General features: G+C 70.6%; 21 protein-coding genes. 9 read left to right on the top strand and 12 right to left on the bottom strand.

What is annotated here, in order from left to right:
- Positions 1–231: 231 nt before the first annotated feature.
- Positions 232–1,173 (bottom strand): EamA family transporter, encoded by a 942-nt coding sequence (locus tag ACIBKY_RS23430; RefSeq protein ID WP_397099302.1) that lies wholly within the window; start codon positions 1,171–1,173, stop codon positions 232–234.
- 96 nt (positions 1,174–1,269) lie between these two features.
- On the opposite strand from ACIBKY_RS23430, the gene ACIBKY_RS23425 reads away from it, so the two are divergent.
- Both ACIBKY_RS23425 and ACIBKY_RS23420 read left to right on the top strand, forming a co-directional pair.
- The gene (locus tag ACIBKY_RS23425; RefSeq protein ID WP_397099300.1) at positions 1,270–2,484 is read left to right on the top strand and encodes a magnesium transporter MgtE N-terminal domain-containing protein; all 1,215 of its coding nucleotides are present in this window, start codon (positions 1,270–1,272) and stop codon (positions 2,482–2,484) included.
- Positions 2,474–2,938 carry a DUF1003 domain-containing protein gene (locus tag ACIBKY_RS23420; protein ID WP_397099298.1) on the top strand — a complete coding sequence of 155 codons (465 nt, stop codon included), beginning with the start codon at positions 2,474–2,476 and terminating at the stop codon, positions 2,936–2,938. Before ACIBKY_RS23425 ends, ACIBKY_RS23420 begins: the two co-directional genes overlap by 11 nt.
- Here the strand turns inward: ACIBKY_RS23420 and ACIBKY_RS23415 are convergent.
- Positions 2,922–3,383, bottom strand: a complete 462-nt coding sequence (locus tag ACIBKY_RS23415) for a MarR family winged helix-turn-helix transcriptional regulator (protein WP_397099296.1) — start codon at positions 3,381–3,383, stop codon at positions 2,922–2,924. The two genes, ACIBKY_RS23420 and ACIBKY_RS23415, sit on opposite strands and share 17 nt — an antisense overlap.
- A 107-nt stretch (positions 3,384–3,490) precedes the next feature.
- On the opposite strand from ACIBKY_RS23415, the gene ACIBKY_RS23410 reads away from it, so the two are divergent.
- Complete coding sequence (locus ACIBKY_RS23410) at positions 3,491–4,630, top strand: Mrp/NBP35 family ATP-binding protein (RefSeq protein ID WP_397099294.1); 1,140 nt, start codon at positions 3,491–3,493, stop codon at positions 4,628–4,630.
- 295 nt (positions 4,631–4,925) lie between these two features.
- On the opposite strand, the gene ACIBKY_RS23405 is transcribed toward ACIBKY_RS23410, so the two are convergent.
- The 4 genes from ACIBKY_RS23405 to sigE all read right to left on the bottom strand — a co-directional run bounded on the left by ACIBKY_RS23405 (position 4,926) and on the right by sigE (position 8,933).
- Complete coding sequence (locus tag ACIBKY_RS23405) at positions 4,926–5,291, bottom strand: sec-independent translocase (protein WP_397099292.1); 366 nt, start codon at positions 5,289–5,291, stop codon at positions 4,926–4,928.
- Between the two features lie 681 nt (positions 5,292–5,972).
- The gene (locus tag ACIBKY_RS23400) at positions 5,973–7,655 is read right to left on the bottom strand and encodes a S1C family serine protease (protein WP_397099290.1); all 1,683 of its coding nucleotides are present in this window, start codon (positions 7,653–7,655) and stop codon (positions 5,973–5,975) included.
- A gap of 154 nt (positions 7,656–7,809) precedes the next feature.
- Complete coding sequence (locus tag ACIBKY_RS23395) at positions 7,810–8,313, bottom strand: anti-sigma factor family protein (RefSeq protein WP_379610570.1); 504 nt, start codon at positions 8,311–8,313, stop codon at positions 7,810–7,812.
- A 2-nt stretch (positions 8,314–8,315) separates the two neighbouring features.
- Positions 8,316–8,933, bottom strand: a complete 618-nt coding sequence (gene sigE / locus ACIBKY_RS23390; RefSeq protein WP_184967914.1) for an RNA polymerase sigma factor SigE — start codon at positions 8,931–8,933, stop codon at positions 8,316–8,318.
- Positions 8,934–9,094: 161 nt separating this feature from the next.
- On the opposite strand from sigE, the gene ACIBKY_RS23385 reads away from it, so the two are divergent.
- Positions 9,095–9,733, top strand: a complete 639-nt coding sequence (locus ACIBKY_RS23385; protein WP_379610571.1) for an O-methyltransferase — start codon at positions 9,095–9,097, stop codon at positions 9,731–9,733.
- A 43-nt stretch (positions 9,734–9,776) separates the two neighbouring features.
- Here the strand turns inward: ACIBKY_RS23385 and ACIBKY_RS23380 are convergent, their stop codons facing one another.
- Both ACIBKY_RS23380 and ACIBKY_RS23375 read right to left on the bottom strand, forming a co-directional pair.
- Positions 9,777–11,189 carry a leucyl aminopeptidase gene (locus ACIBKY_RS23380; protein WP_397099287.1) on the bottom strand — a complete coding sequence of 471 codons (1,413 nt, stop codon included), beginning with the start codon at positions 11,187–11,189 and terminating at the stop codon, positions 9,777–9,779.
- An 80-nt stretch (positions 11,190–11,269) separates the two neighbouring features.
- Positions 11,270–11,437, bottom strand: coding sequence for a DUF3117 domain-containing protein (locus tag ACIBKY_RS23375; protein ID WP_181019706.1), 168 nt, complete (start codon positions 11,435–11,437; stop codon positions 11,270–11,272).
- 180 nt (positions 11,438–11,617) lie between these two features.
- On the opposite strand from ACIBKY_RS23375, the gene ACIBKY_RS23370 reads away from it, so the two are divergent.
- From ACIBKY_RS23370 to ACIBKY_RS23355, 4 genes are all read left to right on the top strand, one after another.
- Positions 11,618–12,400, top strand: a complete 783-nt coding sequence (locus ACIBKY_RS23370; protein ID WP_397099285.1) for a PaaX family transcriptional regulator C-terminal domain-containing protein — start codon at positions 11,618–11,620, stop codon at positions 12,398–12,400.
- A complete protein-coding gene (locus ACIBKY_RS23365) occupies positions 12,397–13,173 on the top strand; it encodes an enoyl-CoA hydratase-related protein (RefSeq protein ID WP_397099283.1) in 777 nt (258 codons plus the stop codon). The genes ACIBKY_RS23370 and ACIBKY_RS23365 overlap by 4 nt, the downstream gene beginning before the upstream one ends.
- Before the next feature lie 77 nt (positions 13,174–13,250).
- Positions 13,251–14,240, top strand: coding sequence for a hypothetical protein (locus tag ACIBKY_RS23360; RefSeq protein ID WP_397099281.1), 990 nt, complete (start codon positions 13,251–13,253; stop codon positions 14,238–14,240).
- Entirely contained in the window at positions 14,240–14,932 is a 693-nt protein-coding gene (locus tag ACIBKY_RS23355; protein ID WP_397099279.1) for a hypothetical protein, read from the top strand. Before ACIBKY_RS23360 ends, ACIBKY_RS23355 begins: the two co-directional genes overlap by 1 nt.
- Here ACIBKY_RS23355 and ACIBKY_RS23350 read toward each other — a convergent pair.
- From ACIBKY_RS23350 to ACIBKY_RS23335, 4 genes are read right to left on the bottom strand one after another with little or no spacing between them, the layout of a single operon-like run.
- Positions 14,919–17,012: a right-handed parallel beta-helix repeat-containing protein gene (locus tag ACIBKY_RS23350; RefSeq protein WP_397099277.1), complete on the bottom strand. Its 2,094-nt coding sequence runs from the start codon at positions 17,010–17,012 to the stop codon at positions 14,919–14,921. The genes ACIBKY_RS23355 and ACIBKY_RS23350 overlap by 14 nt on opposite strands.
- A complete protein-coding gene (locus ACIBKY_RS23345) occupies positions 17,009–18,664 on the bottom strand; it encodes an extracellular solute-binding protein (RefSeq protein WP_397099276.1) in 1,656 nt (551 codons plus the stop codon). Before ACIBKY_RS23345 ends, ACIBKY_RS23350 begins: the two co-directional genes overlap by 4 nt.
- A gap of 25 nt (positions 18,665–18,689) precedes the next feature.
- Complete coding sequence (locus ACIBKY_RS23340) at positions 18,690–19,580, bottom strand: carbohydrate ABC transporter permease (RefSeq protein WP_397099274.1); 891 nt, start codon at positions 19,578–19,580, stop codon at positions 18,690–18,692.
- The gene (locus ACIBKY_RS23335) at positions 19,567–20,562 is read right to left on the bottom strand and encodes an ABC transporter permease (RefSeq protein ID WP_397099272.1); all 996 of its coding nucleotides are present in this window, start codon (positions 20,560–20,562) and stop codon (positions 19,567–19,569) included. The genes ACIBKY_RS23340 and ACIBKY_RS23335 overlap by 14 nt, the downstream gene beginning before the upstream one ends.
- A 158-nt stretch (positions 20,563–20,720) precedes the next feature.
- Between ACIBKY_RS23335 and ACIBKY_RS23330 the strand changes: the two genes are divergently transcribed.
- Entirely contained in the window at positions 20,721–21,719 is a 999-nt protein-coding gene (locus tag ACIBKY_RS23330) for a hydroxyacid dehydrogenase (RefSeq protein WP_397099270.1), read from the top strand.
- Positions 21,720–21,736 lie beyond the last annotated feature (17 nt).

Genomic DNA, 21,736 nt, shown 5'->3' with positions numbered 1-21,736 from the left:
GGCGGGCATGGCCTGGCGTGGATCCGCAGGGCCGAAGCGCAGGGTCCGGCGGAGCAGGAGCAGGAGCAGGGGCACGGACCGCGGGGCAGGGCGCCGGGACGGGCGGAGCAGGAGCGTGGGGCCTGCGGAGCGCGGGGCGGGGCCCGTGGAGGGTGGGGCCCCGTGGAGGGTGGGGCCCCGTGGAGGGTGGGGCCCCGTGGAAGGTGGCGGGCGCTGTGGAGGGTGGGGTGGTTAGGTTGCGTGGGCTGGTTCGCGGGTGAGAGCTGGTTGGGAGGTGGCGGTCTGGGCCAGCAGGGCTCCGGTCAGGACTGTCAGGCCGCCGATGATCTGGAACAGGCCCAGTGACTCGCGCAGCAGCGCCCAGGCGACGACGGCGCCCCCGATGACCTCCAAGGAGGCCACTGTCGCGCCCACCGCGGCCGACAGGCGGCGTACCGCGTTGACCCCCAGGATGTACGCCATCACGGTGGCCACCAGCACCATCCACACGTACGCCCCGAGGACAGGCAGGGCCACCCCGCCATTCGGGGCCACGGTCTGGGTGAAGGCGCTCCAGCGGATGTTCCACGGCTGGGCGAACGGAGCCAGGACGACCGCGGCGCCGACCATCCCCCACGCGATCAACCCCAGCGAGTCGATCTCATCCCCAAAACTATCGTTCATCAGGAAATATCCGGCGCAGCACGCCCCCGCCACCAACGCCAGCAACAACCCCAGAGCATCCAAGCGCAGCCCCTGCCACGCCTCGACGACCACACCCAGGCCCACGACGGCCACCATCGCCCCGACGAACGCGGCCCGCGGCAGCCGTACCTTCCGGACGAAGCGGACCCACACCACCACCATGACCGGCGCCATGTACTCCAGCAGCAACGCCACCCCCACCGGCAGCCGTGTGATGGCCAGGAAGAACAGCGCCTGCACGCCCGCCACCGCCATCACCGCATAGGCCGCGAAGAAGCCCCACTTGTCGCGCGGGATGCGCAGCGCCTGCGGCTTGACCATGGCCAGTACCGCCACGAGCAGCACCCCGGCACCGGCCATCCGCACCCAGACCGCCTCGATCGGCACCAGCCCTGCGGCGTTCAGGTACTTGGCCATCGGCCCGGAGAAGGCGAAACAACACGAGGAGACGAAGGCGATCGCCAGTCCCGCATACCGCAACGTCAACACATCCTGAGAGTAATGAGTGTCATGTCCGATGGATACTGACATGTCCTGTGGGCGAGGCGCAATGCCCGGCCGCCCTCACTCGTTTAGCCTGCTCAGGTGAGGATCTTCGTCGCCCGGCTGGCCGGGACCCCGGTCTTCGACCCGTCCGGTGACCAGATCGGCCGCGTCCGCGACGTCGTGGTGTCCCTGCGCCCCACCGCCGAGGGCACGCTGCCGCCCCGCGCGCACGGGCTCGTCGTCGAGGTGCAGCCGCGCCGCCGTGTGTTCCTGCCCATCACCCGGGTACGCGCCATCGAGACCGGAGCGGTGGTCTTCTCCGGACGGCTCAACATGCGCAGGTTCGAACAACGCGTCACCGAGACGCTGACGATCGGCCAGCTCCTCGACCAGACCGTCACCCTCGACGACCGCCCCTGGATCGTCTACGACCTGGCCATGGAGCAGGGCAGGACCGACTGGACGCTCACCAAGGTCGCCATCTACCAGAAGGGCAAGCGGCGCGAGACCCGCGTCGTCGACTGGGGCGACGTCCGCGGGTTCGACGCCATGCAGCGCGACCAGGGCGCCGCCGGCCTGATCGCCGCCTTCGAGACCGAACGCGCCGCCGACCTGGCCAACGCGTTGCATGAGCTGCCGTTCAAGCGTCGCGTCGAGGTGGCCGCCGAACTCGGTGACGAACGCCTCGCCGACGTACTGGAGGAACTGCCCTTCACCGACCAGATCGGCATCCTCACCGCCCTCGCCCCCACCCGTGCCGCCGACGTACTGTCCGAGATGGGCCCCGACGACGCCGCCGACCTGCTCCAGGACCTGCCCGTCGAGCAGGCGGCGCAACTGCTGTCGCTGATGGAGCCCGGCGAGGCCGCGCCCGTGCGGCGGCTGCTCGACTACGACGAGGACACCGCCGGCGGCATGATGACCAGCGAACCGGTCGTGCTGCCACCCAGCGCCACCGTCGCGGAGGCACTCGCGCACATCCGCCAGCGCGACCTCTCGCCCGCCGTGGCCGCCCAGGTGTACGTGACCCGGCCGCCCACCGAGACGCCCACCGGCGCGTACCTGGGAGTCGCGCACTTCCAGCGGCTGCTGCGCGAGCGGCCGTCGATGCTGCTGGGGGCCACGCTCGACCACACCATCGACCCGATCAGGCCCGGGTTCACGTTGCCCGAGGTCACGTCCTACCTCGCCACGTACAACCTCGTGGCCGCGCCCGTCGTGGACGAGGGCGGCAGGCTGGTCGGCGCGGTGACCGTGGACGACGTGCTCGACCACCTGCTGCCCGAAGACTGGCGGGAGCGACATGCCACGTGAGCGACTCGACCAGCCGCGCGAGCTGAGGCGCTCGATCCGGCCGCACTACGACCCGGAGGACTTCGGGCGGCTGTCGGAGCGGATCGCCCGCTTCCTCGGCACCGCGCGGTTCCTCGTCTACATGACGGTGTTCGTGCTGTGCTGGGTGTTGTGGAACGTGCTCGCGCCGGCCGCCGTCCGGTTCGACGAGTACCCGTTCATCTTCCTCACGCTGATGTTGTCGCTGCAGGCGTCGTACTCGGCGCCGCTCATCCTGCTCGCCCAGAACCGGCAGGCCGACCGCGACCGCGTCCAGGGCGAGCAGGACCGCCAGGCGCGGGAGGCCAGTCAGGCCGAGCTGGAGTTTCTCACCCGGGAGATCGCCGGGCTCAGGATCACGCTCGGCGAGGTGGCCACCCGCGACTTCATCCGCTCAGAACTCCAGCAGGCCCAGCAGGTCAGGACTCCTCAGTGAGACCCAGCTTGGCCAGCATCGCCCGGCAGCGGCTCAGGTCCTCCTCGCTGAGCGGGTCGAGGAACTGGGTCCTGACGCCGCGCAGGTAGGTGGGGGTGGCGTCGGCCAGCCGTACCTCGCCTTCGGGGGTGAGCACGGCGAACAGGCCGCGCGCGTCGCTCGCGCACGCCTCGCGCGCGACGAGCCCGTCGCGCTGCAGACGGTCGATCAGCCGCGTGAGGCCGCTGCGCGAGAGGAGCACGCGGTCGGCCAGGTCGTTCATCCGCAGCCGCCGCTCCGGAGCCTCGGCCAGCTGCATCAGCACGTCGTAGGAGGCCAGCGGGAGGTCGTGGGCGACGAGCAGCTCGGCCTCCAGGTGGCGGGCCACCCGCACCTGCGCACGCTGCAGCGCCCGCCAGATCTCGAGCTCCCGGGCGTCGAGGCCCTCGTCGGGCAGAACAGTCACGGAGTAACCTTAGAACGTTGCACGCACATCTAAACAGCAGCGACTTGCCTCGGGTTCATACGATGGAACCCGTCATCCATAAACCACAAAGGAGTGCCGAGATTTCCATGGCACCGACGCAGGAACTGGTGACGGCCGCCCTCGCCACCGTCATCGACCCGGAGATCCGCCGCCCGATCACTGATCTGGGCATGGTCAAAAGCGTAGACATCGCCCCCGACGGCGCCGTCCGCGTCGGCGTCTACCTCACCGTCGCCGGCTGTCCGATGAAGGACACCATCCGCCGCGACGTCGTCAACGCCGTGTCCAAGGTCGAAGGCGTCGCGGGCGTGGAGCTCGAACTCGACGTGATGAGCACCGAGCAACGCAAGGAGCTCCAGACCAAGCTGCGCGGCAACAAGGGGCCCGAGAAGGAGATCCCCTTCAACCAGCCCGGTTCGCTGACCCGCGTGTTCGCGGTCGCCTCCGGCAAGGGCGGTGTGGGCAAGTCCTCCGTCACCGTCAACCTCGCCGCCTCCATGGCCGCCGGCGGCCTCAAGGTCGGCATCGTCGACGCCGACATCTACGGCCACAGCATCCCCCGCATGCTCGGCGCCGCCGAACGGCCCACCAAGGTCGAAGACATGATCATGCCGCCGGTGGCGCATGACATCAAGGTCATCTCGGTCGGGATGTTCAAGCCCGAAGGCAACACGCCGGTCGTCTGGCGCGGCCCGATGCTCGACCGCGCCCTCCACCAGTTCCTCGCCGACGTGTACTGGGGCGACCTCGACGTACTGCTCCTGGACCTCCCGCCCGGCACCGGCGACATCGCCATCTCGGTGGCACAGCGCCTGCCCGGCGCCGAGATCCTGGTCGTGACCACCCCGCAGCAGGCGGCCGCCGAGGTGGCCGAGCGGGCGGGCTCGATCGCCGCCTCCACCCACCAGCAGATCGCCGGCGTGATCGAGAACATGTCCTGGCTGCCCTGCCCCCACTGCGACGAGCGCATCCCGGTCTTCGGCGAGGGCGGCGGCCAGAACGTGGCCGACGCACTGACCCGCACGCTGGGCGCCCGCGTACCGCTGCTCGGCCAGGTGCCACTGGACATGCGCCTGCGCGAGGGCGGCGACGAGGGCAAGCCCCTGGTCCTCACCGACCCCGACTCCCCGGCGGCCACGGAGCTCCGCTCGATCGCCGACGCCCTGAGCAAGCGCGCGAACAGCCTCAAGGGCATGCAACTCGGCATCTCGCCCACCGGCCGCTGACGCCGTTCCCAGCACCCCGCCGCGTCGGCCCTTCGCCGACGCGGCCGCTTTTCCGGGGGTTCTCTTAGAACCATCCCCATCCGTTACGGCAAGCCGCCCCCACGCCACCCGCCGACGCGGGCGCGCGCCGATCGTGGGGATCGCTTCTCACGTCGCACGAATGACCCACCGCAACGGCCACGCTTGACCGGCTGGTCGGACACTTTCACCGGCAGCCCCCGCCCGGCCCGTAGCCAGGAGCCGCCCCGGGCCCATAGGGCGGGGCGGTGACGGGACGGGCGGCAGGTGGGTGGGGTCAGGTGGCTTCGGAGTCGTAGGGCGGGAGTTCGCCGTAGCCGAGCTCTTCCAGAGGCTCCGGTGCGTACGGAGCAGCGGCGACCGGCTCGAGCTCCTGCTGAGGCCGGTCGTTCCAGGAATCCTCGATGTCGTCCAGCAGGTGCTTACGGACGAAGTTCTTGGGGTTGAGGTCAGCCGGATCGAAGTTGGAGAACTCCGGGCCCAGCCCGGACCGCAGGTCGTCGCGGGCGTTGGTGGCCATGCGGCGGAGGTTGCGCAGGGTCTGACCCGCCTGCGAAGCCACCTGGGGCAGCTTGTCGGGCCCGAACACCAGCAACCCGATGACGACGAGCGCCCCGATCTCCGCCCACCCGAGTCCGAACACCTGAACTCCTACCGCAGTCCAACTGGCTCCGGGGACAACCCCGGCCACTCCCAGACTAAGGGTTCGCAAGGCCACTTAGAACGCCCACCCACCTGCCAAGACGATTCCCAAGATCAACCCCCGGCCACCCCGCACCCCCAACCCCACCCCAGGACAACCACCCCACAACCACCCCAACTACCCGGCAACCCCTCCAAAGCCCACCACAAGCCCGCAAGTCCACCCAGCCCCTGCCGGGGCGGGCCAGGACCAACGAAACCAAGAAGCCGGGACGGCGCGACTCAGAACCGCGCCTAAGGGTCGAAACGCCAAAAGGCCAGTAACCGGGAGGCCAAGGCCGGGACCGAGACCAAGGCCGGGGCCAGAGGCCAGGGCCGGGACCGAGGCCAGGGCCGGGACCGAGGCAGGGGCGCGTTTCGGGAGGCAGGAACTGGGAGGGAGCGTGTCGGAGCAGGGGCGGGCCAAGCGTGGTCGGGGCAGCCGGTTGCGCCTGACCGTGCGGGCCCGGTCAGAGCCGGCCGTGTCAGCCGGTCATGTCTGGCCGTTGCGGTGGGCCATTCGTGCGACGTGAGAAGCGACCCCCACGATCGGCACCCGCCCACGTCGGCGGGTGGCGTGGGGGCGGCTTGCCGTAACGGAGAACGCCAGGACAAGAACGCGCGGACAAGAACGGCGCGGAGATCAGGACGGCGACGGAGAGGGGGTTTCGTCGGCGACCACAGTCAGGGTGGCGGTGCGTTCTTGGCCGGCTCGTTCGTATTTGACGGTGATTTTGGAGCCAGGGGCCTTGGCGCGGATCAGGGCGATCAGTTCGTTGCCGTCCTGGAGGCGCAGGCCGTCCATTTCCAGGATGACGTCGCCGGCCTTCAGGCCTGCCTTCTCGGCCGGGCCACCGGCGTCCACAGGCTGGCGGCCCTGGTCGGGCTCGGAGGCGATGCGGACACCCTGGCCTCGGTAGTTCTTGTCCAGGACGATGCCGATCCGGGGGCGCTTGGCCTTGCCGGTGGTGATCAGTTCCTGGGCCACCCGGCGGGTCTGGTTGACCGGGATCGCGAAGCCCAGGCCGATGCTGCCGCCCTGGCTGGAGGATGAACGGCTGAGCGTGGCGATCGCCGAGTTGACGCCGATGACCTCGCCCTTGGCGTTGACCAGCGGGCCGCCCGAGTTGCCGGGGTTGATGGCGGCGTCGGTCTGGATGGCGGAGATGTACGCGGGCTCCTCGGTCGCCCGGCCGCTCTCGTCTCCGGCGATGACCGGGCGGTTCAGGGAGCTGACGATGCCGGTGGTGACGGTGCCGCTCAGGCCGAGCGGGGAGCCGATCGCGATGACCGGGTCGCCGACGACGACCTGGTCGGAGTTGCCCAGCGTGATCTCCGGGGTGCCGAACGTCTGTTCCGGCTTCACCACTGCCAGGTCGGAGCCCGGATCGCGGCCGACGATGCGGCCCGTGGTGGTCTTGCGGTTGGCGAACATGATCTGGATCTCGCCACCGCCGGCCGCCATGGCGACGACGTGGTTGTTGGTGACCACGTAGCCGTCCTTGATCAGGAAGCCGGAGCCGCTGGCGCCTTCGGCGCCGCCGTTGCCGACCTCCAGGGACACGACGCTGGGCAGGACGCGCGAGGCGACGCCCGCCACCGACTCCGGAGGCCGGTTGATCGCGCCGCTGGGCGCGGGACCGAGCGTGTAGGAGGGGTCGGTGCCACCGCCCGACCTGGTGAGCAGGTACGTGCCGACGCTGCCGAGACCGGAGGCGATCAGCGCGATGGCGACGGCCACGGCGATCAGCCCGCCGGTGCCCAGGGCGACCCTGCGCTGCGGAACCCCCGCGCCGGGGCCGGGCGGCGGGGCCCAGCCCGAGCCCATGCCCAAGGCGTTCTGCGGTGGCGGAGGCGGCGGGGTCTCGCCGCCGTACTGCGGGGAACTGTAGACGGCGGTGTCGCCCTGCGAGGGCGCGCCGCCGCCATAGCCCGCGTAGGAGCCGGAGTAGGGCGGCGGGCCGAACGACGGCTGCGCGGGCGTCCCGAACCGGGGCTCCTGCTCACCCGCCGGGCTGCCGAACGCGGGCGCGGCCTCACCATACGAGCCGGACGAACTGTACGAGCCCGACGAACCATACGAGCCGGACGAGCCGGACGGACCGTACGAGCCGTAGGGATTGCTGGGGTCGGCGGGCGCGTTGCCGAACGTGGGAGGCGGCTGGTCGCCGGCCCCGCCGTACGACGGTGGTGGGTTGACGGAGCGGCCCGACGGGTCTCCCCAGGCGCCTTGCTCCTCGCCCGCGGGCAGAAACTCCGGCCGCTCCTGCGACTCGGGGGAGTCCGACGGCATGCGTCCTTCGGTGGGGCGCGTCTCGTCGGTCATCTAAGTCTCACCACTCCTCGCTCGGACACCGCAATCCTGGCGTGAACGGCATACGTGGGTCATAAGCCCCTGTAAGGCCCGAACCCCGATCGTATGCCCCTCTCACCGACGACTACGCCATCCTTCGAGTATCCCAGGCCAATGGCCCGAGACATCACGGGGTGTTGCCCGGCGCCTGCTGAACCTGGAAGAGCTCGACCGGCGGCGGGCTGCCCACCTCGGCGGTGCTGTTGACGGCGAAGAAGGTGCCGAGCGCGACCGCGGCGGACATGACGCCCACGGCCACGTAGGCGCCGCGGCGCCTACTCCCCCGTCCAGGGCCGGAAGTACCACCGAAGGCGTCCCTTCGCGGCCGGTTGTCCAAAGGGGAGATGCTGTGCGGTCCCGGAAGCGGCACTCCTCCAAACGTGGGAGGGAAAGGGCGTTCGCGCGGCGGCAGCGGCCCGCCCGGCTCGGACATCCGCAGTAGTGACATGGTCAGGTCGGCGGGCATGGCCGGGCCGTCGAGTGAGCGCAGGCGCGACTTCAGCGCCCGCATCGACTCGACCTCCCTCCTGCATTCGGCGCAGAAGGTGAGATGGGCCAGCGCCCGTTCGCGCTCGACGTGGCTCAGTTCGCCGTCGACGAGCGCGGAAACACTCTCTCCAAGATGAGACATTCCTAGCCTTCCTCCCCACGGATCACGGTCGGGGGGAGTTCAGCGCCTCGGGGCGCCCGATGTTCGAGCGACTCCCTCAGCTGTGCCCGGCCACGATGAATACGGCTCCGGACCGTACCCAGCTTCACGCCGAGCGTGGCCGCGATCTCCTCGTACGACAGGCCTTCGATGTCACAGAGCACCACCGCGGCACGGAACTCGGGGGCGAGCGCGTCGAGCGCCGCCTGGACGTCGGCCTCGAAGTGCGCGTCGTCCCATGCCTGCGCCGGAGACGGCTCGCGGCCGCGCAGCCGTTCCGCCGCGTCGTCCGCCAATCCCTCGAATCGGATGCGCTGCTTGCGCCGCGCCATGTCAAGGAACAGGTTCGTCGTGATCCGGTGCAGCCAGCCCTCGAACGTGCCGGGGGTGTAGCTGGACAATGACCTGAATACCCGGACGAAGACCTCCTGTGTGAGGTCCTCGGCGTCATGGACATTGCCGGTCAGCCGGTACGCCAGCCGATACACGCGCGCGGAGTGCGTCCGCACGACCTCCTCCCAGGTGGGAGGAGTCCACTCAGACACCTGGTGGTCGCTTCCGTCCACCAAGGCTCCTCTCTTTGGGACCACCGCTACAGCCATAGTGCCTGGTTTCGTCCCTTCATGCGCACTGCCTGCCTTCCGGACCGGCAAAGCCCGTTTAAACCTGCAACGCGTTAGGACCGACTTGAGTTCCCGTCCGGGCGTGTCTCCCCTAGGCTGCGATCGGTGACCAATCGCACGAAAGTGGGGGGAGGGGGCCGATGACCAGCCCGGTAGAGGCCACTCTGGCCTATGCGGAGCAGTTCCATCTGGAAGATGAGGTGCTTCTCGCGGCGCGGCAGCGCGGCCAGGAGATGGGTGCGGTGCCCATCCTTCCCGGAGGCGGGGCGGCGCTCTGCTTCCTCGCCACGGCGCTCAACGCCAAGTCCGTGGTCGAGATCGGCACCGGCTGCGGTGTGTCGGGTCTGTGGCTGCTGCGCGGCATGCGTCCCGACGGCACGCTGACCAGCGTGGACGTCGAGCCTGAGCACCAGCGGCTGGCCCGTCAGGCCTTCGCCGACGCCGGATTCTCCGGCGGGCGGGTGCGGCTGATCGTCGGCCGCGGCCTCGACGTGCTGCCCCGGCTGTCGGACGGCGGGTACGACATGGTCTTCGCCGACGGCGCCAAGCAGGAGTACTCCGACTATCTGGCCGAGGCCGTCAGGCTGCTGCGGGTGGGCGGGATCGTCGCGTTCGACAACGTCCTGTGGCACAACCGGGTGGCCGACCCGGCCCAGCGCGACCCGGACACGGTCGCCCTGCGCGAGCTGGGCAAGCTCGTGCAGGGCGACGACCGGCTGCGGCCGCTGATGATGCCGCTGGGCGACGGACTCCTGGCCGCGGTGAAGCTGAGCGACTGAAAAACGGTCAGACCGAGCGACTGAAAGCGGCCAGGCTGTGCGGTCAGGCTGAACGGCTGAGCCACTCCACGAGAAGGCGGACGCCGAAGCCCGTGGCGCCCTTGGTCAGCACGCCCTCGTCCACCGTGCTGCGCCCCACCCCGGCCACGTCCAGATGGGCCCAGGGCCGCTTGCCCGCGAACTCCCGCAGGAACAGCGCGGCCGTGATCGATCCGGCGCCGAAGCGGGAACCCACCTCCACGTTGGCCAGGTCCGCGATCGACGACTCCAGCGCGGGCGCGTAGTCATCGATCAGCGGCATCCGCCACAGCCGGTCTTCACTGGCCTGGCCGGCGCCGAGCAGCTCTCCGGCGAGTTCCTCCGAGGTGGCGTAGACGGCGCCCACGCTGCGGCCGAGGGCGACGCTGATCGCGCCGGTGAGGGTGGCGATGTCCACGAGCGCGTCGGGGGCGAGCGTGTCGTCGGCGTAGGCGAGGGCGTCGGCCAGGACCAGGCGGCCTTCCGCGTCGGTGTTGAGCACCTCGACCGTGCGGCCGCCGTAGTGGGTGATGACGTCGCTGGGCCGCTGCGCGCTGCCGGACGGCATGTTCTCCGCCGCCGCCACCAGCCCGGTGACCCGTACCTTGGCGCCCAGCTTGGCCAGCGCGGACACGGCCGCGATGACGACGGCGCCGCCGGCCATGTCGGTCTTCTGGACCTTCATGTTGTCGGACGGCTTGAGCGACAACCCGCCCGAGTCGAAGGTGATGCCCTTGCCCACGAGCACCACGTGCCTGGTGGCGCCCGGCGGGTCGTAGGAGAGCTGGATGAGCCGCGGCGGGTTCGCCGATCCCTGGCCGACCGCGAGGATGCCGCCGAAGCCGCCGGCCCGCAGCTCCTTCTCGTCCCACACGCGCACGGGGACGCCCTGCTCACCGGCGCGCTCGGCCAGCCACGCCGGGCTCTTCACCGACGAGGGCGTGTTGGCCAGGTCGCGGGCGAGCGCGACGGCCTGGGCGACGATCTCGCCGCGCCGTACCGCCTGCTCGTCGGCGCCGGCGAACACGAGCGCGGAGACGGGCTTCTTGCCCGGCGAGGAGGTGACCTTGAAGCTGTAGGCGGCCAGCAGCGCGGCTTCCGCGAACGCCGCGCCGTCGCCGTCGGGAACGACGACGGTGAGCGTGTCGCGGCCCTTGGCGCGGCGGGTCAGGGCGGCGGCGGCCTTGCGCAGCGCCTTCGGCGAGCCGTCCCCGGCTCCGTAGAGCAGGACGCGCCCGACATTCTCCCCCCGTGCCACGGGCACTTCGACAATCTCGCCCGCCTCGCCCTTGGCCTCGTAGTGGGCCAGCAGCGCCGCCGGGGGCAGGAGCAGGTCGAGGGAGAGCGCCGGGTCTAGGTCGGAGGAGTACGGCACCGCCAGCAGTTCGGCCTCGGCGGGGATCTCGGAAACCACCGACGTCGTGGTCTCAATGGGCACGGGTCATCTCTCCAAACACGTCAATGGCCCTGGCGCGGAGGCACGCCAGGGCCGTCGATCGAAGCTGTCTCGGGAAGCGCTCAGCCGACGACGTTCTTCAACGCCTCGCCGAGCGCCTGCGCCTCGTCGGCGGAAATCTCCACGACGAGCCGGCCGCCACCCTCCAAGGGGACGCGCATGACAATGCCGCGTCCTTCCTTGGTGACCTCCAGCGGACCATCGCCGGTCCGCGGCTTCATCGCCGCCATGCGTGTATCCCTTCCTGCCTTGGGCTCCCGCGGCCCGCGACCGCCGGCCCTCCAGGAGGGTGGCCGGCGCATTCACGTCTTCTGTGATGTCCTATTCTCCCGCATCGAGAGCCCTCATGGGTAACGATCTCCTCCCAGAATGCGTTGTCCAGGGGTGCGAAGACGTCCAAACTGGACTTCGTGCACGCACGCGCCGGCCTGTTCGACCTCTACGGAGACCACCTGCGATCACGCGGTGGCCAGGCCTCCGTTGCCGCCCTGGTGCGGCTGATGAAACCCCTGGAAATCGCCGCTCCCGCCGTGCGCACGGCCGTTTCGCGCATGGTCAGGCAGGGCTGGCTGTCGCCGGTCCGGCTGCCGCACGGACCCGGATACGGCCTGACTCCGAAGTGCGTCAGGCGCCTGGACGAGGCAGCACTGAGAATTTACCGACCGGGGACGCTCGGCTGGCGTGGACGCTGGCACGTGATCGTCTTCGGGCCGGTGCGGGAACGTCCCAGGCGCGAACGGCTGCGCGCCGATCTCACCTTCCTCGGCTACGCCGCGCTGTCCGAGACGACCTGGATCGGTCCACGCTCCTCCATCGAGCTGGACAACCTGCTCGACGGCGAGGGCGTGGTGGCCGACCGCTTCGACGCCGCGCTGGACGGCGACCCGCGCGAGCTCGTGGCCCGCGCCTGGGACCTGGACGGCATCGCCGCGGCCTACGAGCGCTGGCTGGCCGAGGCCGGGTCGCTGGTGGACTCGCTGCCCGCGCACGCGCCCGACGACCGCGTCTTCGCCACCAGGAGCGCGCTGGTCCACGGCTGGCGTAACTTCCTGTTCCGCGATCCCGGCCTGCCCGCGGAACTGCTGCCGCCGGGGTGGCCGGGCGAGAAAGCGCGGGCATATTTCGAGCAGGAGGCCGCGCGCCTGCTGCCCAGAGCCGCCGCATTCGTCGACCACAACCTGGAGACCCTGTGATCCGCTACGACGTGACCGAGAGCGTGTCCACCATCACGCTCGACCGCCCCGACGCGATGAACTCGCTGACGGCCGAGCTGAAGACGGCCCTGCTCGACGCGTTGCGCCGGGCGGCCGATGACCCGCTGGTGCGCGCCGTGTTGCTGACCGGCTCCGGCCGGGCGTTCTGCGCCGGCCAGGACCTGCGCGAGCACGCGGACAACCTGGAGGCGGGCCGCGGCCTGGCGGGAACGGTGCGCGAGCACTACAACCCGATCGTCGAGCTGATCACCACGATGCCCAAGCCGGTGGTGGCGGCGGTCAACGGCGTGGCCGCGGGGGCGGGCGCGTCGCTGGCCTTCGCCTGCGACCTGCGGGTGGCCTCGGAGAAGGCGAAGTTCGCGATGGCGTTCTCCGGCATCGGCCTGGTCCCGGACTCGGGCGCCTCCTGGACGCTGCAGCGCCTCGTGGGACCCGGCCGCGCGGCCGAGCTCCTGCTTCTGGGCGAGCCGCTGGACGCCCAGCGGGCGCTGGAGCTGGGCGTGGTGACGCGGGTGGTCGCGCCGGACGACGTGCTGAAGACCGCCCAGGAGCTGGCGGTACGGCTGGCGCACGGCCCCACCAAGGCGTACGCGGCCACCAAGCGGTCGCTCGCCTACGCCACCACCCACTCCCTGACCGAGTCCCTGGAGCTGGAGGCGGTCCTGCAGGACGAGTGCGCCGCCACCGACGACCACCTGGGCGCCACCCGGTCCTTCCTGGCCAAGGAGCGCCCCACCTTCCACGGTCGCTGACCCCATCGACTTTGGTCGGTCTCCCCTAGCCCGAGGACCGATCCGCACCGGGCGCCGCCGTCCCTAGCGTCGTGGGCATGTCACTCAAAGGCCTGCCACCGGCGCTGGGGTTGTTGCTCCTGGCTCCGGCCTGCGCCGAGTACCTCAGCGGCTACGACACCTCCACGGGCGACGTCGGCGAGCTGCTCGGCGGCCTGTTCGTCTTCGTCCCCCTGTACGGCGCCGCCGCCCTCCTCATCCGCGAGGGCGCCCGCAGGGCCGGCCGGGGCTGGCCCACGATGTTCCTGCTGGCGGCGGCCTTCGGCGTGCTTCAGCCCGGCCTGATCGACCAGGCGATGTTCAACCCGTCCTACCGCGACATCCCGTACCTGGCGCCGATGCTGGAGCCCACCTACATCCCGCAGCTCGGCATCGGGGCGTACCTGTCGCTGCACTGGGTGGCCGGGCACGTGGTCTTCAGCATCTGCGCGCCGATCGCGATCGTGGAGTCGTTCATGAGGCCGGAACGCAGGACCACGCCGTGGCTGGGGTGGCCGGGGACGGTCGTCACGGCGGTGGCGTTCGCGGGCGCCGCGTGGTTCGTGGTCCGGTGGCATCTGGAGACCGAGGACTTCGTCCCGTCCACGGGGCAGCTGGCCGGGGCGGGCGCGGTGGTCCTGGCGCTGATCGCGGTGGCGTTCGCGGTCAGGACGCGGCCGGGGCCCACGGATCCCCGGCCCGCGCCCGGTCCGTGGATGGTCGGCGGGGTGACGTTCGTTCTCATGTCGATCTCCCAGGTTCTGGAGTGGACGACCTCCCTGGTCGGCTGGGCCGGGTTCGCCGTCTACGCCGGGCGGCTCGCGGTGCTGGCCGTGCTTCTCGCGCTGTGGTCGAGGCGGACGGGCTGGGGGCAGGTCCACCGGCTCGCCGCGGCGGGCGCCGCGCTGCTGGCCCAGGCCGCGGGCGCGTTCGTCACCCAGCCGCTCGGGGACGTCTCCACGGCCGCCAAACTGGGCCACAACACGGCCTTCGCCCTGGGCGTGGTCGTGCTGATCATTCTTGCCGGAAAGAAAGCCGAACTTCGCTGATGCCTGCTTCTGACCAGACCGTCGTGACGATTCCCGCCCTGCACCGCGTCCTGGTCTGGGCGGGCGGGCCGCTGCTGGGGGCGGGGGTGCTGTGGCTGGTGAAGGCGCTCATCGAATGGGCGGCGACCTGGCCGTGGGTGCCGTTCGAGAAGCCGATCAGGTTGCTGGCGGGGCTGGCGGAGCCGTACGCGACGATGGGCGCGCTCGGGCTGGGGGCCGTGGCCGGGCTGGTACTGGCGTTCCTGATCATCGCCGACCACCTGGGGATCGCGGTGGACGACACGCGGGCCGTCTTCACGCACGGCGAGCGGCGATGGGAGGCGCGCAGGGCCGACGCGGCGGCCGTCTTCCTCGACGGCGGGCACGTCGTCGTCCAGGGCCACCGGACCGAGGAACTGGTCAGGACCCGCGGCGACCTGCCCCGGCGGGCCGACATCGAGCGGGCCTTCCAGGCCCGCGGCTATCCGTGGGTCGCCGGCGATCCGGCGCGGGCGGAGTTCCGGCTGTGGGCCGACGGGCACCCCGACCTGGACGCCGCCGCCCACGCCTTCTTCAGGGCCAGGCAGGTGGCCCTGGAGAAGGACCAGAAGGACGACGCCGACGAGCTGCGGACCGAGCTGGCCCGGCTGGATCTGGTGGTGCGCGAGGAGGGCAGGAAGCAGTACTGGCGCCGCCTGCCTAGCGAACTCTGACCTCGGCCAGGCCGATCCCGCCGGTGTCCGCGCGCTGGAGGCGGACGTAGCGGGCCTCGCCGGTGAGCGGCACGAACGAGGGCCGCAGCGCCTTGCCCGGCACGTGGACACGCCGGGCGTCGGACAGGTCGGCCCGCGTGGCCAGGACGACGTCGAAGCCGGAGGTGGTCATCGCGGCGTCGTTCCAGATCTCCACCTCGGTGAGCGGCAGGGTGGCGCCGAGGTCGACCTGCCACCAGGCGCCGGGTTCGCCCGCCGTCCTGCTGTCGGTGGTGGTGGAGCCGTCCACGGCGTTGGCGGCCGGAGATTCGGTGGACGACTGGGTGGCGGGCCTTCCCCGGGCCAGGTCGGGGGCCAGTCGCTCGACCTCTCCCGGTGTGGCTCCGGCTCGTGTGGCCACGTCCAGGGCTTCGGGCGGGAGCCGTTCCAGAGCGGTGTGGTTGTGCTCCGTGCGCGAGTCGCGGCCGGACAGCGGCGGGGCGTCGGTGTCGGTCCAGTTGCCGGTGACGAGGTTGCCGATGCCGTACTCGGCCCAGTTGGAGATCCACTTGTAGCCGACGCGGGTGATCACGTTGCCCTCGACGCGGATGTGGGAGCTCTGCTCGTCCAGATAGACGCCGTTGCCGTCGCGCTCGGTGTTGCCGTAGGCGGAGCGGTTGACGTAGTTGCCGCTGATCACCGTGCCGGGCTGCGGGCCCTGGGTGTAGATGGCGCCGCCGTCGTGCTGGCCGTGCTCGACGAGCATGACGTCGGTGATCCGGTTGTTCGTCAGCTTGTTGTCGCGCATGTCGGGCTTCTGCGCCTCGGGCTGGTTCCAGCCCCAGCCGACCGAGATCCCCGAGTACGGCAGGTGCTCCAGCGTGTTGTGGTCCACGACCAGCGAGCTCTCGTACCCGGCCCAGATCCCCACCGCGTCGGTGAACTCCACGCCCGCCCGGCTGATGACGTTACGGGCCACGGTGTTGCGTTCGCCGCGCAGCTCCGCGGGCGGGTTCGGCTCGGTGTCGCCGACGTAGACGGCGCCGGAGGACAGGTCGGCGAAGGTGGAGCCGGTGATCGAGGAGTCCTTGGTGCCCGCCTCGAAGATCACACCCGCGCCGCCGAGCCGCGTGAACACGCAGTCCTCGACCGCGATCTCCCGCCCGCCGCGGACCACGAGCGCCGCCGCGGGCTTGGTGTAGTGGCGGCCGGCGTGGCCGGCCGGGCCGGTGGCGCCGGTCAGCGTGAGCCCGGCCTGCGTGCCCGCGTAGCCCTCTTCGGTGTCCGGCTGCCGGTAGGCGGCATGTTCGAAGGCCAGCCCGCGCACGCGCACCCGCGCCGCGCCCTCGATCCGCAGCAGCGTCCCGGCCGCGGGCGCGACGACGTCCTCGGGGCTCTCCCCCGCGCGCGGCAGATAGGTGACGGTACGGCTGCCGCGGTCGTAGACGAACTCGCCCGGCCGGTCGAGCAGCTCGATGGCGTTCTCGAAATAGACCACCTTGGTGTGGCGGGTGGCGTCCACGGTCGTGAAGTCCCAGGCGGGCCCGGTCCGGCCGGTGCCGGAGGCCGCGTTGGCCCAGCACGGCCGGGCGAAGACGATGCGGTCGCCCTCGACCCTGTCGACGCGGCAGTGGTAGTTGCGCCAGCGCACCCGGATGACCGCCGAGGCGTTGCCCGGATCGGACCAGGCGGCCACGCCGGCGGCCATCGCGCCGGTCATGCCGTCCTTGGTGATCTCCCCGTCCGCCGCGAGGCGGGGCTCGCTGCGGGCGCGCACCGCCCGTACCCCTCCCACGAACAGCTGCCGGGGCGACACGCCGTCCGGCGCCTCGGTGACCCAGCGGTCCGCTTCCCGGCGCCAGCCGGTCAGGCGTACTCCGCCGGACAGCACCGGCTTCTCGCCCGGCTCGGCGGTCCAGGTGATCGTGCGGCCCTCGGGGGCGCTGTCGCGCTCGTCCAGGGTCAGGGGGCGGGTCAGCCGGTGGAGGCCGCCGAACAGCCGGATCTCGATGTCGTGGCCGATGCCTGCCGCCACGGCCTGCCGTACCTGGTCGCGGGCGGTTTCCAGGGAGTGGCCCTGGGCGACGTGGAAGACCTTCATCGAGGACCGTTCGACTGCTGGAGCGCCTGCTCGAACTCGGCCCGGATCTTGTCGCCGCCCTGCGCCCGCCAGTCCTTGACGAGCTGGTCCAGTTCGCTCAGCTTGGCCCGGCCGGCGACGATGGAGGTGACCTTGTCGTTGCGCATGGTGTAGAGCGACTCGAACTTGTTCTCGGCGGTCGGGGAGAACATGCCGGTGGTCGGGTCGTAGACCGCCTGGGGGATCATCTTCGACAGTGCCGCGTGCAGGTGCTCGACGCCGTCTCGCGAGGTGGGGTCGTAGACGGCCTGGGTGGGCGCGGCGATGTACTTCCACGGGACGGTGATGTCCTTGGCGCCCTGGTCGGTCAGGATCGGGTTGCCCTGGTCGTCGCGGGTGTGGTCGGTGCCCGCCAGGCCGTACTGGATGAGCGTGAACTCCTCGCTGCCGAACGGCGCGGCGAAGAAGTCGGCCACGCGCAGCAGTTCCTTGACCCGGGCCTCGTCGGCCTTCTTCAGCAGGTTGGTGGAGAAGACGACGTTGTTGGCGAACGTCACGGCCTTGGCGCCGATGGGCAGCAGCGGGCGCGGGTCGGCCTTGGGGTCGATCTTCTTCTGGGTCTGCAAATAGTTGCCGGGGCCCAGGTAGGCGGGCAGGCCGTCGTAGGTGATGGCGGCGCGGCCGGAGTTGAACTCGTTCTTGCGCTTGAGCGTGTCGAAGCCCTCCGAGCCCGGGTAGATGACGCCGGCCTCGCGCAGCTTGATCACGTACTCCAGCGCCGCCCGGTACTCCTCGGTCTCGATGGCGTGGGTGAGCTTGCCGCTCGCCTTGTCCAGGCGCCATTCCAGCGGCACGCCGAACATCTGGGTGAAGATCGACAGGCCGAAGACGCCGCCGGTGGCGGTGACGATCGCCCAGCGCCGTTCCTGGGGCCTGGTCAGCTCCTTGAGCAGTTCCGCGAAGCGGTCGAGGTCGGTGATCTGGGCCAGGTCGGTGACGCCGGCCTGGGCGAACATCTCGTGCCGGTAGAAGCCGAGGCCGCCGACGAGGTTGCGCGGCACGGGCACGCCGTAGAGCTTGCCGCCGATGATGCCCTGCTTCCAGAAGACCTCGGGCAGCGCGGCCAGGTTCGGGTACTCCTTGACCTTGTCCCCCGACAGGAACGGCGTCAGGTCGGCGCACTGGCTGGCGGCGAAGGCGGGCAGGTTGTTGACGCCCTGGGTGGAGATGTAGGGGAAGATGTCGGGCAGGTTGCCGCCCGCGACCAGCGTGGAGAACTTCGTCGGCCAGTCGTCGGTGGGCACGATCATGACGTCGGCCGTGCCGCCGAGCCGCTTCTCCATCTCCCGCCAGGCCGCGTTCTGCTCGCGGCCGGGCGGCGGCGGCAGGAACGTCTTCATCGCGATCTTCACCTGGCCGCCGGACATGGGCGGCTTCTGGACCGCCTTGAACAGCTCCTTCGGGTAGGTGAAGTACGCGTCGGGCACGCCCGCCGCGGTCCCGGGAAGGTCGGGCTTGGGGATCGAGGACAGCGGCGTGTGGGTCGGCAGCTTGACCGTGAGGCCCTGGGCCTTCGTCGCGGGCGCCTGCGCGCCGCCGCCGCAGGCGCTCGCCAGCGACGTGACGGCCACGCCCGCGGCGAGGCCGAGGAAGCCGCGCCTGGAGAGGTTCATGTGGATCTTCCTTCGGGTGGGGGGTTCAGCCCTTGATGGCGCCGGTGAGCACGCCCTTGGTGAAGTAGCGCTGGAGGAAGGGATAGACGATGAGGATCGGCACGACCGCCACCACGAGCACCGCCATCTGGATGGCCTGGACGGGGGCGGGCGCTTCCGCGGCGCCGCCGAGGCTCTCCAGCGTCCGGCCCTGGAGCACGAACATGCGCAGGATCATCGGCAGCGGCCACTTCTCGGTGTCGTCGAGGTAGAGAAGGGCGTTGAAGAAGGCGTTCCAGTACGCCACCGCGTAGAACAGGGCAATCACCGCGATCACCGCCTTGGACAGCGGCAGCACGATCCGGACGAGGATGCGCAGGTCGCCGGCGCCGTCCATGCGGGCGCTCTCCAGCAGCTCGCCGGGCAGGTTCATGAAGAACGAGCGCAGGACGACCAGGTTGAAGGCGCTGACCAGGCTGGGCAGGACGAGTGCGGCGAAGGTGTTGAGCAGGCCGAGCTGCTGGACGGTCAGGAATCCGGCGATGATGCCCGGGTTGAACAACATCGTGAACAGCGCCACGACCAGGATGGCCCGCGAACCGGTGACCTCGCGGCGGCTGAGCCCGTAGGCCATGCCGATCGTGGCGGCGAGGCTGGCCAGCGTGCCGATGCCGGTCACGAGCACGCTCACGAGCAGCGCGCGGGTGACCGTGCCGCCCTCGAAGATCGCCCGGTAGGCGTCGAGCTGCGGCGCGGACGGCAGCAGCACGAAGCCACCGGCCTTGGCGATGTCGGTCTCGGTCGAGAGGCTGGTGCCGATCACCCCGACGAACGGGTAGATCACCAGCAGGCTCACGCCGAGCAGGATCGCGCCCTTGACCGCCAGGCCCACCTTGCCGGGCCGTTCCATCCAGGCCGGACGCTCACTTGGCCGCACCGCGGTACACCCCCTCGTGGCCCAGCAGGTGCGCCACCTTGTTCGCGCCGAGCACGAGGGCCGCGCCGACGATCGCCTTGATCAGGCCCACCGCCGCGGCCGGGCCCCACTGGCCGTCCTGGATGCCGTTGAAGTAGACGAACGTGTCCAGCACCTCGGCCGACTCGGCCCCGACCGCGTCGCGCTGGAGCAGGATCTGTTCGAAGCCGACCGACAGGATGCTGCCGAGGTTGAGGATGAGCAGCAGCACGATGATCGGCGTGATGCCGGGCAGCGTGACGTGCCAGAGCCGGCGCCAGCGGCCCGCGCCGTCCATGGCCGCCGCCTCGTAGAGCTCCTGGTTGATGGAGAGCAGCGCGGCCAGGAAGATGATCGTTCCCCAGCCGGCGTCCTTCCAGAGCACCTGCAGCGTCACGAGCAGCGGGAAGGTGTCCGGGTTCGTCATGACGTCGACCCGGGGCAGGCCCACGCTCTCCAGCAGGTTGGGCAGCACGCCGGCGCCGCCGAGGATCTGCTGGAAGATCGAGACGATGATCACCCAGCCGATGAAGTGCGGCAGGTAGACCACGCTCTGCACGAACCTGCGGACCTTGTCGCTGATCACGCTGTTGAGCAGCAGGGCCAGGGCGATGGGCGCCGGGAAGAAGAGCACGAGCTGGGTGAGTGTGATCTTCAGAGTGTTGATCACGGAGGTCCAGAACCGGCTGTCGCCGAAGACCAGCTCGAAGTTGGCCAGGCCGATCCACGGGCTGTCGATGAAGCCCACGTACGGCTGGTAGTCCTTGAACGCCACCACGTACCCGATGAGCGGGGCGTAGTGGAAGACCAGGAAGTACACCAGCCCCGGCAGGGTCAGCAGCAGCATGACCCGGTCACGCCAGATCCGTTTGCGCAGAGGCAGCCTGCGTGGCGCGGCGCCCGCCGTACCGGTTGCGACACGGCGGGGCGTCACGGCGGCACGCGGTTGCGATGAAGTCGTCATGCGTCGTCCCTCCGATTGGCCGTGACCGTAGTAAGCGTTTTCCCCATTCGTCAAGACCCTCCCGGGCGAAAGCCCAGATCGCTTGACTGGATCGCAGGCAGGGCCTAGCGTGCGGCCTCAAGTTCATAGAACGCGCTTACTATCGGGGAGCGAAACACGTGCGGGAAGAGAGCCGAAGACCGCGTGCCGCCCTGGCCATGGGGCCCGGCGTGCGCGAGTCGGTCTTCAGCGGGGGCGCCCTCGACCGGCTGGCCCGCCTGGTCGACCTCCACGACGAGGTCATGCACGAGGTCGACGAGAAGGTCCTGGCGGAGACGGAGGTGCTCGTGACCGGCTGGGACTGCCCGCCGTTCGACGAGCGGCTGCTCCGGGCGGCGCCGGGACTGCGGCTGATCGCGCACGCCGCGGGCACCGTGAAGACGTTTCTGGACCCGGTGGTGCTGCGCAGCGTACGCGTCTCCAGCGCGGCCGACGCGAACGCGATCCCGGTGGCCGAGTTCACCTTCGCGGCGATCGTGTTCGGGGCGAAGCGGGCGTTCACGATGGCCCATCGCTACCGCACCCAGGGCAGCAGGCGGGATTTCTCCGGCATGCCGTGGCTGGGCACGCACCGGATCACGATCGGCGTCGTCGGCATGTCGCGCATCGGCAGGCGGGTGCTCGCGCTGCTGCGCAACCTCGACGCCGAGGTGCTGGTCTACGACCCGTACGCCGATCCGGGCGAGGCCGCGGCGCTGGGCGGACGGCTGACCGACCTCGACACCCTGGTACGCCGCTCGCACGTGGTCACCCTGCACGCGCCGGACACCCCGGAGACGCACCGGATGATCGGCCGCGACCGGCTCGCGCTGATGCGCGACGGCGCCGTGCTCGTCAACACCGCCCGCGGCGCGCTCGTGGACACGCTCGCACTGGCCGAGGAGGTGACGAGCGGCAGGCTCGACGCGATACTCGACGTCAGCGATCCCGAGCCGCTGCCGCCCGGCCACCCGTTCTTCGCGCTGCCCAACGTCTTCGTCACGCCGCACCTGGCCGGAGCCCAGGGCGGCGAACTGGCCAGGCTGGCCGACTCGGCGCTTGACGAGGTGGCGCGCTACTGCTCGGGCCGGCCGCTGAGGCACGAGATCCACATCGACGAACTGGGCAGAATAGCGTGAGTGACAAGGGAGGGCCC

Source organism: Nonomuraea sp. NPDC050394, assembly GCF_044459065.1.
In the GTDB taxonomy this organism is placed as follows: domain Bacteria; phylum Actinomycetota; class Actinomycetes; order Streptosporangiales; family Streptosporangiaceae; genus Nonomuraea.
This window is presented reverse-complemented; position numbering and strand designations above follow the sequence as displayed.